This window comes from Pseudoduganella violacea (assembly GCF_014191875.1).
Lineage (GTDB): Bacteria > Pseudomonadota > Gammaproteobacteria > Burkholderiales > Burkholderiaceae_D > Rugamonas > Rugamonas violacea_A.
In genome coordinates, this window is the sequence record NZ_JACHXD010000006.1 from 51948 (window position 1) to 65675 (window position 13728).

15 protein-coding genes are annotated in these 13728 nt (G+C 62.8%); 11 read left to right on the plus strand and 4 right to left on the minus strand.

From position 1 onward, the window contains the following. Positions 1–32 precede the first annotated feature (32 nt). Complete coding sequence (locus FHS03_RS12200) at positions 33–1799, minus strand: glutamine--tRNA ligase/YqeY domain fusion protein (protein ID WP_183441252.1); 1767 nt, start codon at positions 1797–1799, stop codon at positions 33–35. A 134-nt stretch (positions 1800–1933) separates the two neighbouring features. Here FHS03_RS12200 and FHS03_RS12205 point away from each other — a divergent pair, with 134 nt between their 5' ends. Genes FHS03_RS12205 through FHS03_RS12220 form a run of 4 tightly spaced genes read left to right on the plus strand, consistent with a single transcriptional unit; the run spans position 1934 to position 4421 of the window. Then, a complete protein-coding gene (locus FHS03_RS12205) occupies positions 1934–2227 on the plus strand; it encodes a DnaJ domain-containing protein (RefSeq protein WP_176348552.1) in 294 nt (97 codons plus the stop codon). 39 nt (positions 2228–2266) lie between these two features. Beyond that, the gene (locus tag FHS03_RS12210; RefSeq protein WP_183441254.1) at positions 2267–2770 is read left to right on the plus strand and encodes a hypothetical protein; all 504 of its coding nucleotides are present in this window, start codon (positions 2267–2269) and stop codon (positions 2768–2770) included. Next, positions 2770–3549 carry a hypothetical protein gene (locus FHS03_RS12215; protein WP_183441255.1) on the plus strand — a complete coding sequence of 260 codons (780 nt, stop codon included), beginning with the start codon at positions 2770–2772 and terminating at the stop codon, positions 3547–3549. The genes FHS03_RS12210 and FHS03_RS12215 overlap by 1 nt, the downstream gene beginning before the upstream one ends. Beyond that, positions 3549–4421: a hypothetical protein gene (locus FHS03_RS12220; protein ID WP_183441256.1), complete on the plus strand. Its 873-nt coding sequence runs from the start codon at positions 3549–3551 to the stop codon at positions 4419–4421. The genes FHS03_RS12215 and FHS03_RS12220 overlap by 1 nt, the downstream gene beginning before the upstream one ends. Here the strand turns inward: FHS03_RS12220 and FHS03_RS12225 are convergent. Further along, positions 4418–5371: a LysR family transcriptional regulator gene (locus FHS03_RS12225; protein WP_183441257.1), complete on the minus strand. Its 954-nt coding sequence runs from the start codon at positions 5369–5371 to the stop codon at positions 4418–4420. The two genes, FHS03_RS12220 and FHS03_RS12225, sit on opposite strands and share 4 nt — an antisense overlap. Positions 5372–5476: 105 nt before the next feature. Here FHS03_RS12225 and FHS03_RS12230 point away from each other — a divergent pair, with 105 nt between their 5' ends. From FHS03_RS12230 to FHS03_RS28395, 4 genes are all read left to right on the plus strand, one after another. Then, on the plus strand, positions 5477–6697 hold the full coding sequence (locus tag FHS03_RS12230; protein ID WP_229426186.1) for an MFS transporter: 1221 nt from the start codon (positions 5477–5479) through the stop codon (positions 6695–6697). Between the two features lie 86 nt (positions 6698–6783). Beyond that, a complete protein-coding gene (locus FHS03_RS12235; RefSeq protein WP_183441260.1) occupies positions 6784–6975 on the plus strand; it encodes a hypothetical protein in 192 nt (63 codons plus the stop codon). A 182-nt stretch (positions 6976–7157) separates the two neighbouring features. Then, a complete protein-coding gene (locus tag FHS03_RS12240; protein ID WP_183441261.1) occupies positions 7158–7337 on the plus strand; it encodes a hypothetical protein in 180 nt (59 codons plus the stop codon). Between the two features lie 9 nt (positions 7338–7346). Next, entirely contained in the window at positions 7347–7472 is a 126-nt protein-coding gene (locus FHS03_RS28395; protein ID WP_260109977.1) for a hypothetical protein, read from the plus strand. Positions 7473–7486: 14 nt separating this feature from the next. On the opposite strand, the gene FHS03_RS28400 is transcribed toward FHS03_RS28395, so the two are convergent. Then, positions 7487–8068, minus strand: a complete 582-nt coding sequence (locus FHS03_RS28400) for a sugar O-acetyltransferase (protein WP_183441262.1) — start codon at positions 8066–8068, stop codon at positions 7487–7489. A 193-nt stretch (positions 8069–8261) separates the two neighbouring features. On the opposite strand from FHS03_RS28400, the gene FHS03_RS12250 reads away from it, so the two are divergent. Further along, entirely contained in the window at positions 8262–8588 is a 327-nt protein-coding gene (locus FHS03_RS12250) for a hypothetical protein (protein ID WP_183441263.1), read from the plus strand. Between the two features lie 159 nt (positions 8589–8747). On the opposite strand, the gene FHS03_RS12255 is transcribed toward FHS03_RS12250, so the two are convergent. Further along, positions 8748–10004, minus strand: a complete 1257-nt coding sequence (locus FHS03_RS12255; RefSeq protein WP_183441264.1) for a CaiB/BaiF CoA transferase family protein — start codon at positions 10002–10004, stop codon at positions 8748–8750. Between the two features lie 162 nt (positions 10005–10166). Here FHS03_RS12255 and ugpQ point away from each other — a divergent pair, with 162 nt between their 5' ends. Beyond that, complete coding sequence (gene ugpQ / locus FHS03_RS12260; RefSeq protein WP_183441265.1) at positions 10167–10919, plus strand: glycerophosphodiester phosphodiesterase; 753 nt, start codon at positions 10167–10169, stop codon at positions 10917–10919. A gap of 101 nt (positions 10920–11020) precedes the next feature. Further along, on the plus strand, positions 11021–13630 hold the full coding sequence (alaS, locus tag FHS03_RS12265; RefSeq protein ID WP_183441266.1) for an alanine--tRNA ligase: 2610 nt from the start codon (positions 11021–11023) through the stop codon (positions 13628–13630). The last annotated feature ends 98 nt before the right edge of the window (positions 13631–13728 follow it).

Below are 13728 nucleotides of genomic sequence, written 5' to 3' on the forward strand. Positions count from 1 at the left end.
CCGAAGGCGGTTTCATTTGAAAAGGCAATACTTTATTTGGCCGAACCCCAGCTGTCCTTCAGCGTGACGATGCGGTTGAATACCGGCTTGCCTGGCTGGGAATCGATGCGGTCGGCCACGAAGTAGCCATGGCGTTCGAACTGGAAGCGCTGGTCGGCCACGGCGTCCTTCATGCCCGGTTCCAAATAAGCCGTCACGGTTTCCAGCGCATTCGGATTGAGCGCCGCCATGAAGTCCTTGCCGCCGGCATCGGGCTGCGCTTCGGTGAACAGGCGGTCGTACAGGCGCACTTCGGCCTGCAGCGCGGCAGCCACGCTGACCCAGTGGATATTGCCTTTCACCTTGTAGTTATTGGCGCCGTCCGTGCCCGATTTGGAATCCGGGAAGTAGTTGCAGTGCACCGCGACGACCTTGCCGTTTGCGTCCTTGTCGAAACCGGTGCACTCCACCACATAGCCGTACTTCAGGCGCACCTTGCTGCCCGGCTGTTCGCCCTGCGGCGGGTACAGGCGGAAGAAGCCCTTGCTCGGCACTTCCATGAAATCCTCTTCCTCGATCCACACTTCGCGCGTGATCGGGAACGTGCGGTTGCCCAGTTCCGGATGGTGCGGGTGCACGGGCGAGGAGCATTCCACGCTGGCGCTGGCGTCGAAGTTGTCGATGATGAGCTTGAGCGGACGCAGCACGGCGATGCCGCGCGGCGCTTTCGGATCGAGGTCTTCGCGCACCGCGCCTTCCAGCACGCCGTAATCGATCCAGCCGTCGGACTTGCTGACGCCGATGCGCTCGCAGAACAGCTGGATCGCTTCCGGCGTGTAACCGCGGCGGCGCAGGCCGACGATGGTCGGCATGCGCGGATCGTCCCAGCCGGTCACGATCTTCTCGTCCACCAGCTGGCGCAGCTTGCGCTTGGAGGTGACGACATAGGTCAGGTTCAGGCGCGCGAATTCATACTGCTTCGGCACCGGTTGCTTGAAGAAGCCGCCGGCCGACAGCGTTTCCAGCAGCCAGTCGTAGAAGGGGCGGTGGTCCTGGAATTCCAGGGTGCAGATGGAGTGCGAGATGTTTTCCAGCGCGTCCGAAATCGGGTGCGTGTAGTCGTACATCGGATAGATGCACCAGGCGTCGCCCGTACGGTGGTGGTGCGCGTGGCGGATGCGGTAGATGGCCGGATCACGCATATTCATATTCGGCGAAGCCATGGCGTCTTCGCTGATCTTGGCGCGCAGGATATGTTCGCCGTCCTTGTACTTGCCGGCCTTCATGTCGCGGAACATCTGCAGCGATTCCTCGCGCGGACGGTTGCGGAAGGGCGAATTCTTGCCGACGGCGCCGAAGTTGCCGCGGTTGGCCGCCATCTCTTCTGGACTTTGGCTGTCCACATAGGCGTAACCAGCCGTGATCAGATACTCGGCCATCGCATACAGCTGGTCGAAGTAGTCGCTGGCGTAGTGCAGGTATTCCTGGTCGCCCTGGTCGCCCGGCTGCGTCCAGCTGAAGCCCAGCCATTGCACGCTGTCGATGATGGTGTCGACGTATTCCTGTTCTTCCTTGGTCGGATTGGTGTCGTCGAAACGCAGGTGGCAGCGGCCCTGGTAATCGCGCGCTATGCCGAAGTTGACGCAGATGGATTTGGCGTGGCCGATGTGCAGGTAGCCGTTGGGCTCGGGCGGGAAGCGGGTGATGACCGGCGGCAGGCCATCGCGCTGATGGGTGCCGGCGGCCAGGTCGGCCTCCACGATGTTACGCAGGAAATTCGATGCCGGTACGGGTGCAGCGCTGTTTTTGTCGTTGCTCATGTAAAAAGGACGGGAAAAGAGTCGAATATCGTGCATTTTACCGTACCGCGCGACCATCCAGCGGGACGGCATATGCTTTTCTATAGGATAATTCGTCTTTACACATTATCGGCAATCGGCCCCGGAGTTTCCTTATGGATAATTTATATAATGTGCTCGGTGTCGCGCCCAATGCTTCGGACGAGGAAATCAAGAAGGTTTACCGGTCGCTGGCCATGCGTTTCCACCCGGACCGCAACCAGGCGCCCGGCGCGGACGCCCGCTTCAAGGCCATCGTGAAGGCCTACGAGGTGCTGTCCGACCCCGTCAAGCGCGAAGAGTACAACCAGAGCCTGAACCACCGCATCGTCATCGATCCGGAGGCGGAGGCGTATCAGCTGTGGCGCTCGGTCTTCAGCCTGCACGGCGTGGGCCTGCCCGCCGCCTGAAGCCGCGCCACACAACATCATCCTGAAAGAAAATAAGCAATGAGTAGAGTACACCCTGAATTCGCCTATCAGTCGCGCGAATTGGGCGGCCAGATCGAAGGCATTTTGGGCGATCCGCCCGACCGCAAGAATTACCAGAACATGATCCAGGCCTTGGTGTCTGAATACGCGAGCGGCGCCGGCATCGAAGACCTGAACATGATGGCCTTCGCCCTGGTGGACCATATCGAGTTCCACGACCGGCAAACGATTCTGGAAGAAGCCGGCGATTTCGAAGACGGCGACGCGGCGCGCGTGTTCGCCGCCGCCTCCTGCTCCAGCGAGGCGGAAAAGATGTATGCCGCGCTGGAAGAGAACTACCCCGACCTGGGACGCCAGGCCATCATTACCGCCTTCCTGCACAAGCACCCGCGCCTGTGGTCGGAAGACGATGTGTCGCTCGACCAGCTGGCCGAGGGCGATGACGGCGACGATGGCGATGATGACGACGACGCGGTGAGCGACGATTTCGCCCAGATGTTCGATCAGGAAGGAGAGCAGTGATGTCCGATAACAGCAATCTGCCAGCCATCAGCAAGCAGGTGACGGAACTGGTGCTGGCCGGCTCCCTGAGCCACGCCGAGCAGGCTTTTGCCGAAGCGGCCGAACAGCACGGCGACCTGGCCGTGGTGGAAGTGCTCAACAATATTCCGCCGCATGTGACGGCGCTGCATATGGCCGGCTTCGACGGCGGCAAGCTGTCGCTGGCGACCCTGCTGGTGCCGCCCAAGGCCTGGGCGCAGAGCCTGGCCTATCTGGCCGCGACCTGGCCGGACGATCTGATCGAGGACGATCCCGAGCGCATCGCCGAATCGCTGTTCGCCCATATCCACGGCGTGGTCTTCGGCACCGAGGACGAGGAACGCCGCAATGAGCTGCTGCAGGAAGCATCGGCCACCGACTGGGGCTGCACCGCCTTCGCCATCCTGTTCTCGATGGCGCCGAAAGAGGTGCTGGAACTGGCCGGCGAGATCATCTCCAAAGGCCCGTACATCACCGGCCAGACCACCTCCGACAACGATGTGGTGCCGCTGGCGCTGGCCTTGGCCAAGGCCAGCGAAGATGGCTGGGACCGCGCCCTGTTCGAACTGTTCCCGGACTTCCGCCACAGCGCCGACCTGGCCGATGCCGAATTCAGCGACGACCCGGATGACGAACCGTCCTTCCTGCAGCGCTCCACCAAGGAGCTGCTGTACCGTCTGCGCAAACAGGTGCCGAGCACCCGCAGCACGGCGGCCAAGGCAGGCTCGCGCCGCAGCATGGGCACGGGGATCTTCAACTGATGCTGCCCGCACTCGTACAGGAAAGCCTGCCGCGCCTGACGCGCGCCATCAAGCTGCTGCCGGGCGACGAACGCCCGGACGCGGCGGTGATGCTGGCCGACGAGCTGACCGGCATCACGGCCATGGTGGCCGAGAAGTTCACTAACAACCGCACGGCCGAAGGCATCCAGAAGGCGCTCAACCTGACGGTGGGCGGCGTCTCGCTGGGCCTGGAGCAGCTGCTGGCGGTGGACAGCGACCAGGCGGCGCTCGACTTCCTGGTCGATAACGGCGCCGAAGCGGCCTTCCAGGCGGGCTTCCGCCAGTTGAAGGAGCTCTCGCAGATGCCGGAAGACACGCTGGTGGGCGAGTACGACCAGGACCCGGTGTATGCCCAGCGCCGCCTGCGCGACCTGTTCTTCGACATCTGCTTCACCGATCCGAACCAGAATTGGAACGGCCCGGACAAGTTCCAGACGCAGTTGAAACAGCGCCAGCAAGTGCAGGCCGTGGTGCGCCTGGCGAACTGGCTGCGCCGCCACAACAGCGAAGGCCCGGTCAAGGATGCCGACTTGAATGCGGAAGGCGTGATCGCGCTGTCCATCATCTTCGCCGTCGAAGGCGGCGGCCGGGTGGTGGCGCGCACGGGCCAGAAGGAGTTCGAGCGCTTCGTGAAGGCCGTGCGCAAGCACAAGCCCGACTTCGAAACCGGCTGGGCGGCGCTGGCCGCCGTGGTGCCGGTGCAGCACCACGCCGTGCTGCTCGACCGCATCGACCTGTATCGCCGCACTTGCACCGTGCTGCAGAAAATCCCCGGCCGCACGGCCATGAAAACCCTGTTCGCCGACCTGGAAAACTACGCCGGCTCCGAACTGGAAGCGGACTACGACTAAGTCCGGCCAGCCTGTCCCGCTTTCTTCGGAGAGCGGGATAGCGCATCCATCTCATCCAACTCATTGACCGCTTCGCGCGCCAGCGCGATAAAAGCCGCCACCAAAGGGCTGCGGTCGGTACGCCGCTGCGCCAGCCATAGTTCGGTGGTCGCCGCCGGATCGGCAATCGGACGATACACCACGCCCTCCATATGCATGCGGTTGAAGGAGTCCGGCAGCACCGACACGCCGCAACCGGCCGCCACCAGGCCGATGATGGTGGATGCTTCGCCCGCCTCCATGCCGATCTTCGGCACGAAACAGGCGGCGCGGCACAGGCGGAAAATCTGCGGATAAATCCCCGTCCCCGCGTTCTTCGGATACATCACGAAGGGCAGGCCTTGCAGCTCGCTGATCGCGACCCGCTTCTTGCGCGCCAGCGGAGAGCTGGTGGGCAGCACCAGCACCAGCGGATCGTGGCGCAGCTCGGTGATGGCTATGCCTTCGCCGATCGGCACTTCCGGCGGACGGATGAAACCCAGGTCCAGCTCATGCGCCTCGATGGCGTCGATCTGGTGCAGGGTGGCCAGCTCGCGCAAGGTCAAGGTCACCTGCGGAAAGCGCTGGCGGTACAGATTGATGACGCGCGCGAACAGCGGCGTGAACGGCGTGGAAAAGGTGAAGCCGATGCGCAGCTCGCCCGCCTCGCCGCGCTCGGCGCGCTGCGCCGTCAGCACCGCCTGTTGCGACAAGGCCAGCACGCGGCGCGCATCGGCCAGAAACAGCTTGCCCGCTTCCGTCAGCCTGACCCAGCGCTTGCTGCGTTCCAGCAGGCGCGCGCCGACTTCCGCCTCCAGCGCCTGGATTTGCTGGCTCAGCGGCGGCTGGCCGATGTGCAGGCGTTCGGCCGCGCGCGTGAAGCTCAGCTCTTCGGCGACGGCGACAAAGTAGCGCAGGTGGCGCAGTTCCATGGTTCGGTAATCGTTTTAAAGTATTAATGATGCTTCAAATATATATTGGACAGTAATAGTGCGCAATCCTAAGATAAAAGCATGCTTTTTGATGGAGGCCGTTCCATGTCCCGCACCGCTATCGCCGCAGGGAGTCGCGAGTTCAAGCGCACGAATCGCGCGTTGTTCTTCGGCGGCTTTTCCAGTTTCGCGCTGTTGTACTGCGTGCAGCCGCTGATGCCGGTGATGGCGCAGCAATTCGCCTTGACGCCGGCCCAGAGCAGCCTCTCGCTGTCGGTGGCGACCGGCGCGCTGGCCGTATCGCTCCTGGTATCGAGCGTGCTGTCCGACCGCCTGGGCCGCAAGCCGCTGATGGTGGCGGCCATGGCCACCGCCGCGCTGATGACCTTGCTGTGCGCCTTCGCCCAGGACTACCCCCAGCTGCTGCTGATGCGCGCCGCGCTCGGCATCGCGCTGGGCGGCATGCCCGCCGTCGCCATGGCCTACCTGAGCGAAGAGATCGAACCGGCCTCGCTCGGCCTGTCGATGGGACTCTATATCAGCGGCAGCGCCTTCGGCGGCATGGTGGGGCGGGTACTGACGTCGGTGCTCAGCGACTTTTTCTCGTGGCGGCTGGCGCTGGCCGCCGTCGGCGTCGCCGGCCTGCTGGCGGCGGTCGAGTTCTGGCGCAGTCTGCCCGCCTCACGCAATTTCCGACCGGTGCAGGGCGGCTGGTCCGCCCTGGCCGGCGGCTTGCGCCAGCATCTGGGCGACGATGGCCTGCCCTGGCTGTTCGCGCTGGCTTTCCTGCTCATGGGCTGCTTCGTCAGCGCCTACAACTACATCGGCTACCGCCTGCTGGCCGCGCCTTATCATCTGAGCCAAAGCCTGGTGGGCGCGATTTCCTTCCTCTACCTGATCGGCATTTTCAGCTCGGTCTGGGCCGGCAAGCTGGCCGACAAGCTGGGACGACGCGGCGTGCTGTGGATCGTGATGACGGTGATGGGCGCGGGTCTGCTGCTGACGCTGGCCGATAATCTGCTGCTGGTCGTGGCCGGCATGGCCCTGGCCACCTTCGGCTTCTTCGCCTCGCACTCGATCGCCAGCAGCTGGGTGGGCCGGCGCGCCCGCGCGCCGCAGGCGTTGGCCTCGGCGCTGTACCTGTTCTTCTACTATCTCGGCTCCAGCCTGGTCGGCTGGTTGTGCGGACTGGCCTGGTCGGGTGGCGGCTGGACCGGCGTGGTGCTGCTGCTCGCCATCTTCCTGGCGCTGGCGCTGCTGATCGCGCTGCGTCTGCGCAAACTTCTGCCCATCAGCGGTGCTACTCCCAGCCTCGCCACGACCTGAGCTTGCGCCAGCTCAAAGCGCACTTCCAAATCAATTGTGCGCGAAGGTAGTCTGCCTATACTGTGTAAACAAACAGTGGAGGCTATATGGGCAGCTCAATTAAAGTGACTGCTGAAGATGTTGAGGCAGTAGTGCAATCTCTGCGCGATGGCAATTTGCATTATCCCGGTCTGTCGAAGGAGGGAATAGAAATTGCCTCCCGCGTGAAGATCACCACGAAGGACATTAACGAAGCTTTTAAACGAGCGGTACAGGAGTTATATGAGAGGGAGCGGTAATGAACGCATTGCCGTCCTGCGAAATTTTCTCGCTGCTAGTCAACGATAAGTATGATGCGGCGGGGGCCTTTGCCTAGCTTCTATATAAGCGGCAGAAAAACGAGTTCCTGCACAACTTCGTTTCAGTGCATGGGCGGCCGCCTACGCAGGATGAGCTTGAAATATTTCACGCCGCATGTGGAGTGGAAGCGCAACTGGTTGCCTATCGTGAGCAAGGCGAGATATTGGCAACACGTTTTGCCCAGCAATTCCTGGAAAGGCATCTCCACGATGCCGAGGCCGACGTGCGTACAGCTGAGATCAGCAAACAAATTCATCGCATTGAAGACAAGCTCAACGAGCGGCGCACCCTTAAGGGCTGATTGATGGATGTGGGCGGCAATTTGCTGGTCAGCTTGCTGACCGTGTTTGTGGTGGGTGCGCTGTATCTCGGCTATCAGAATCTGGAACTGATCGGCGTGAAGGCAGGGCAGTACGGTGGCATGCGGGCCGAATAAGCCCACATGCCGCATCAATCCTGCGGCCCGATCTGGCGGATGACGCGGGCTGGATTACCGACCGCGACCACGTTGGCGGGAATGTTTTTGGTCACGACCGCGCCGGCGCCGATCACGCTGTTCTGGCCGATGGTGACGCCCGCCAGCACGATGGCGCCGCCGCCGAGCCAAACGTTGTCCTCGATCACGATGGGTTTGGCCGCCTCGTATTTAGCCATGCGCAGTTCCGGTTCCAGCGGATGCGTCGGCGTCAGTAACTGCACGTTCGGGCCGATCTGCACATCGCGGCCGATGCTGATGGTGCCCACGTCCAGCGCCACCAGGCCGTAGTTGGCGAAAGTATTGGCGCCCACGCTGATATTGAAACCGTAATCGATCATGAAGGGCGGCTTGATGTTCACGCCTTCGCCCACACTGCCCAGCATCTCATGCAGCACGCGCTGCGCCTGGTCCAGATCCCGGCCATACGCCGCATCGTACTCGCGCATCAGCAAAAAGGCGCGGCGGCTGGCGGCGCTCAATTCCTGATCGTCGGCGATATACAGATCGCCGGCCAGCATCTTCTCCTTCTGGCTGCGCGTGTCCTTGGTACTCATGAGAAATCCTTTGGTGGCATGAAAAGCCCTTGATGATAGTCGATGTCGCCCCGGCGCGACGCCGCGCCCGAAAACGCTTGCTGCGCTTGAGGCCGCTCAACGGCGTGGCGGCCGGCGGAAACTCTGGCGAACTCGACAAGTCATAGTCATATCGGCACAACCCGTGCTGCTTTGATGAAGAGGGAGAATCGTCATGCTGCAACAGAACGAAATGCGCGTCCGTTTCAACAGCCTGCAATTTGCCATTGGCCAAGCCGCGCAAGCCTGCTCGGCCGAGCGCAATCTACCCGGCGAGCTGCGCAGCTGCATCCAAAAACTGGACAAGCAATCGGATAACATGGTCGGCCTGATGGCCGGCAGCGACGGCGAGCGCATCCAAAGAATACTGGGCGATATGGAAATCCTTGGCAAGCGCGCCAAAACCGTCTGCAGCAGCGGCCTGCCCGTATCCGGCCAATTGAAATCCGCCGTCAACCAGCTGCACGGCGAGCTCTGCTACTTCCGCGAATGCCTGAACTAAGGCCCCGGTCCGCAAAAGACTTGCGCCAAATCAAACAATGTCCACCCTGGTGTCAGGCACTAAGGTCGGACATTCCTTGATCTATCTCAAACAATGTCCCACCCTGGTGCCTGACACCAGGGTGGGACATTTGCTGATGTAGATCAAACGCGGCGAGGATTAGAGGATGCCTTTGGCGCGCAGGGCGGCGATGTCCTGCGCACTGTGGCCGAGGACGTCGCGCAGGATTTCTTCGGTGTGCTGGCCCAGCAGCGGCGGGGCGGCGCCGCCGTCGGTGGGGGTGGCGGACATGCGCATCGGGCTGCGCACGAGCTTGACCTTGCCGGCCGTGGGGTGCGGGGTTTCGGTGACGATGCCGCGCGCCTGCACTTGCGGGTTCTGGAACACGTCGTGCAGGTCGTTGATCGGACCGCAGGGGACGCCGACTTCTTCGAGCTGGCTAATCCATTCGTCGCGCGTTTTGCTCTTGACCATCTCGGCCAGGATCGGCACCAGCACGTCGCGGTTCTGCACGCGCAGCGGGTTGGTCATAAAACGCGGATCGCCCGCCAGTTCGGTGCGGCCGCCCACTTCGACGAATTTCTGGTATTGGCCGTCGTTGCCGGTGGCGACGATGATGTGGCCGTCGGCGCAGGCGAAGGTTTGGTATGGCACGATATTGGCATGTGCATTGCCCCAGCGCTTGGGCGACTTGCCGCTGTTCAGATAATTACTGCCCATATTCGCCAGCATCGCCACCTGCACGTCGAGCAGGGCCATGTCGATGTATTGGCCTTCGCCCGTGCGGTCGCGGTGGGTGAGGGCGGCCAGGATGGCGATGGTGGAGTACATGCCCGTCATCAGGTCGGTCAGGGCGACGCCGGCCTTTTGCGGGCCGCCGCCGGGCAGGTCGTCGCGCTCGCCGGTGACGGACATCAGCCCGCCCATGCCCTGGATCAGGAAGTCGTAGCCGGCGCGGTGCGCATACGGGCCGTCCTGGCCAAAGCCCGTGACCGAGCAATACACCAGGTCCGGCTTCACGGCTTTCAGCGACTCGTAATCGAGGCCATAGCGTTTCAGCTGGCCGACCTTGTAGTTTTCCAGCACCACGTCGGCGTGTTTTGCCAGTTCACGGATCAGAGCCTGGCCCTCGGGCTTGGCGATGTCGACGGTGATCGAGCGTTTGCCGCGGTTGGCCGCCAGATAGTAGGCCGCTTCGCTGGTGTCCTTGCCTTGCGCGTCCTTGGCGTAGGGCGGACCCCAGGCGCGCGTGTCGTCGCCGCTGCCGGGGCGCTCGACCTTGATCACGTCGGCGCCCAGATCGGCCAGGTTTTGCGAACACCAGGGACCGGCCAGCACGCGGCTCAGGTCCAGAACGCGGAGATGCCCCAGCGCTTTGGCTTGGGCGGCAGGGGAGGGAGTCAGTGATGCGGGCATGGACTTTCTCTATAGGAGGCGATTGCGCCGGTGCGCTAGCTTAACGGTTGCGCGGCCCCGCTGCAACGAATGCACCTTAATATTGTGTCAAGCGTCTTGATGTCAACCGAGTCCGTGCTAAGGTGGTTAATTCCTTAGTGCTGAAAACAAGGATGTTTGCCTATGTGGCCTTACCCAAAAATAGTCGCGCACCGTGGTGGTGGCACGCTGGCGCCTGAGAATACGCTGGCCGGCCTGCGCGCGGGCCTGGCCTACGGCTTCCGCGCCGTGGAGTTCGATGTGATGCTGTCGCAGGACGGCATCGGCGTGGTGATGCACGATCCCGATTTCGGCCGCACCGTCTGGGGCCAGGGCCAGGTGGCCGAAACCAGCGCGGCCGCGCTGGCGAAGATGGATGCGGGCCGCTGGTTCGGCCCGGAGTTCCGCGGCGAGCCGGTGCCGCTCTTCCTCGAATTCGTCGATTACTGCAAGGAGCAGCGCATCTGGATGAATATCGAGATCAAGCCGGTGCCGGGCTTCGAGGAGGAAACCGGCAGCTGGGTGGCGCTGACCACGCGCGGCCGCTTCGGCGCCGAGATCGCGGCGGGCGACCCGGCCGCCATGCCGCTGCTGTCCTCATTCAGCGCGGTGGCGCTGGCGGCGGCGCGCGACGCCGTGCCCGAGCTGCCGCGCGCCTATCTGCTGGACTGCATTCCGGCCGACTGGGAAGTCCAGGCGCGCGAACTGGGCGCCGTCGCCATTCACACCAACCACAAGCACCTGACGCCGGCGCTGGCGCAGGCCATCAAGGCCGCCGGTTTCGGCCTGTTTTGCTATACCGTCAACGAGGCGGAGCGCGCGCGCGAAATTTTCGGCTGGGGCGTGGATGGCTTCTGCACCGACCGCATCGACCTGATCGGCCCTTCTTTTGCCTGAATCCCGTCCCAATATAGCTAGAGGCCGGCGCCCACCGCCGGCCCCTGACTATCACGTATAATCGACCCTTTGCACCAGCCTGCAACTTAAGCCAATACGACATGAAATCATCTGAAATCCGCGAGAAGTTCCTTAAATTCTTCGAATCCAAGGGTCATACGATCGTCCGTTCCAGCCCGCTGGTGCCAGGCAACGACCCGACCATGCTGCTGACCAATTCCGGCATGGTGCAGTTCAAAGACGTGTTCCTCGGCCTCGATACGCGCCCGTATTCGCGCGCGACCACCGTGCAGCGCTGCGTGCGCGCCGGCGGCAAGCACAATGACCTGGAAAACGTCGGCTACACCGCGCGCCACCACACCTTCTTCGAAATGCTGGGTAACTTCAGCTTCGGCGACTACTTCAAGCGCGACGCCATCCAGTACGCCTGGGAACTGCTGACCAAGGTCTACCAATTGCCGGCCGAGAAGTTGACCGTCACCGTCTATATGGAAGACGACGAGGCTTACGATATCTGGGCCAACGAAATCGGCGTGCCGAAAGAGCGCATCATCCGTATTGGCGACAACAAGGGCGCGCGCTACGCTTCCGACAACTTCTGGCAGATGGCCGACACCGGCCCATGCGGCCCTTGCACCGAAGTCTTCTACGACCACGGCGCCGACATCTGGGGCGGCCCTCCCGGCTCGGACCAGGAAGACGGCGACCGCTTCATCGAAATCTGGAACCTGGTGTTCATGCAGTTCAACCGCGATGAACAGGGCAATATGACCAAGCTGCCCAAGCCTTGCGTCGATACCGGCATGGGCATGGAGCGCCTGGCCGCCGTGCTGCAGCACGTGCACAGCAACTATGAAATCGATCTGTTCCAGAACCTGATCAAGGCCGCCGCGCGCGAAACCGGCGCCACCGACCTGGAAAGCAAATCGCTGCGCGTGATCGCCGACCATATCCGCGCCGCTTCCTTCCTGATTGTCGACGGCGTGATCCCAAGCTCGGAAGGCCACGGCTACGTCCTGCGCCGCATCATCCGCCGCGCGCTGCGCCACGGCCACAAGCTGGGCCAGGCCAAGCCATTCTTCTACAAGCTGGTGCAAGACCTGAACATCGAGATGGGCCAGGCTTACCCGGAACTGGCTGAAGCCAAGGACCGCGTGGCCCAGGTGCTGAAGGCCGAGGAAGAGCGTTTCGGCGAAACGCTGGAAAACGGCATGAAGATCCTGGAAGCGCAGCTGGCGAAAGATCCGAAGAACCTGGACGGCGCCACCGCCTTCACCCTGTACGACACTTACGGCTTCCCGCTCGACCTGACCGCCGACATCTGCCGCGAGCGCGATGTGGTGCTGGACGAGGCGGGCTTCACCGCCGCCATGGAAAACCAGAAGAAGGTGGCGCGCGCCGCCGGCAAGTTCAAGATGGCCGCCAACGTGGAATATAGCGGCGAGAAGAACAAGTTCGTCGGCTACGACCAGCTGCAGCACAACGCCAAAGTGATCGCCCTGTACGCCAATGGCGCGCCGGTGCAGGAACTGAAAGCGGGCGAGCAGGGCATCGTGGTGCTGGACACCACCCCGTTCTACGCCGAATCCGGCGGCCAGGTGGGCGACCAGGGTCTGATCCAGTCCGCCGGCGCCAAGTTCGAAGTGGAAGACACCCTGAAAATCCAGGCTGACGTCTTTGGCCACCATGGCGTGCTGGCTTCCGGCGCGCTGAAAGTGGGCGACGCCGTGGGCGCGGAAGTGGACCAGCATCTGCGCGGCCGCACCATCCGCAACCACTCGGCCACCCACTTGATGCACAAAGCCCTGCGCGAAGTGCTGGGTTCCCACGTGGCGCAGAAAGGCTCGCTGGTCGATCCGGACAAGGCGCGTTTCGACTTCTCCCACAACGCGCCGATGACCGCCGAGGAAATCGCCAAGGTGGAAGCCATCGTCAACGCCGAGATCCTGGCCAACGCCGCCACCCAGTCGCACAATATGTCCTTCGACGACGCCGTCAAGCATGGCGCGATGGCCCTGTTCGGCGAGAAGTATGGCGATGAAGTGCGCGTGATGGACATCGGTTCGTCCAAAGAGCTGTGCGGCGGCGTGCACGTGCACCGCACCGGCGATATCGGCCTGTTCAAGATCATCTCGGAAGGCGGCGTCGCTGCCGGTATCCGCCGCGTGGAAGCGGTGACGGGCGAGGGCGCGCTGGCGCTGGTGCAGTCGATGGGGCGCAAGCTGAACGAAGCTGCCGCCGCGCTGAAATCCAATCCGGAAGAGCTGACCGCCAAGATCGGCGCCGTGCAGGACCAGGTCAAGTCGCTGGAAAAAGAACTGGCGGCCCTGAAATCCAAGCTGGCTTCGGGCCAGGGCGACGAACTGGCTACCCAGGCTGTCGACATCAAGGGCATCAAGGTGCTGGCCGCGACCATGGAAGGCGCCGACGTTACCGCGCTGCGCGAAACCATGGACAAGCTGAAGGACAAGCTGAAGACCGCTGCCATCGTGCTGGCCTCGGTCAACGACGGCAAGGTGAGCCTGATCGCGGGCGTCACGGCCGACGCCATCGGCAAGGTCAAGGCCGGCGAACTGGTCAACTTTGTTGCACAGCAACTTGGCGGCAAAGGCGGTGGCCGCCCCGATATGGCGCAGGCCGGTGCACCAAATGCGGGCCCGCTGCCAGAGGCGCTGGCGGGCGTTGCAGCATGGGTTGAACAGCGCGTATAAGAGTGTAAAATGCGGGCCGCGCCCTAGGGGCGGCCCTTTCCGACTCGAATCTCTCGTTGTGAAGTCGCAACGGTGAAAGAACTATTTTGGTGCAGTGC

Bases quoted from the DNA above. Each gene is read 5' to 3' on its own strand.
- FHS03_RS12200 (WP_183441252.1), bottom strand. From the start codon at position 1,799: ATGAGCAACGACAAAAACAGCGCTGCACCCGTACCGGCATCGAATTTC.
- FHS03_RS12205 (WP_176348552.1), top strand. From the start codon at position 1,934: ATGGATAATTTATATAATGTGCTCGGTGTCGCGCCCAATGCTTCGGAC.
- FHS03_RS12210 (WP_183441254.1), top strand. From the start codon at position 2,267: ATGAGTAGAGTACACCCTGAATTCGCCTATCAGTCGCGCGAATTGGGC.
- FHS03_RS12215 (WP_183441255.1), top strand. From the start codon at position 2,770: ATGTCCGATAACAGCAATCTGCCAGCCATCAGCAAGCAGGTGACGGAA.
- FHS03_RS12220 (WP_183441256.1), top strand. From the start codon at position 3,549: ATGCTGCCCGCACTCGTACAGGAAAGCCTGCCGCGCCTGACGCGCGCC.
- FHS03_RS12225 (WP_183441257.1), bottom strand. From the start codon at position 5,371: ATGGAACTGCGCCACCTGCGCTACTTTGTCGCCGTCGCCGAAGAGCTG.
- FHS03_RS12230 (WP_229426186.1), top strand. From the start codon at position 5,477: ATGTCCCGCACCGCTATCGCCGCAGGGAGTCGCGAGTTCAAGCGCACG.
- FHS03_RS12235 (WP_183441260.1), top strand. From the start codon at position 6,784: ATGGGCAGCTCAATTAAAGTGACTGCTGAAGATGTTGAGGCAGTAGTG.
- FHS03_RS28400 (WP_183441262.1), bottom strand. From the start codon at position 8,068: ATGAGTACCAAGGACACGCGCAGCCAGAAGGAGAAGATGCTGGCCGGC.
- FHS03_RS12250 (WP_183441263.1), top strand. From the start codon at position 8,262: ATGCTGCAACAGAACGAAATGCGCGTCCGTTTCAACAGCCTGCAATTT.
- FHS03_RS12255 (WP_183441264.1), bottom strand. From the start codon at position 10,004: ATGCCCGCATCACTGACTCCCTCCCCTGCCGCCCAAGCCAAAGCGCTG.
- ugpQ (WP_183441265.1), top strand. From the start codon at position 10,167: ATGTGGCCTTACCCAAAAATAGTCGCGCACCGTGGTGGTGGCACGCTG.
- alaS (WP_183441266.1), top strand. From the start codon at position 11,021: ATGAAATCATCTGAAATCCGCGAGAAGTTCCTTAAATTCTTCGAATCC.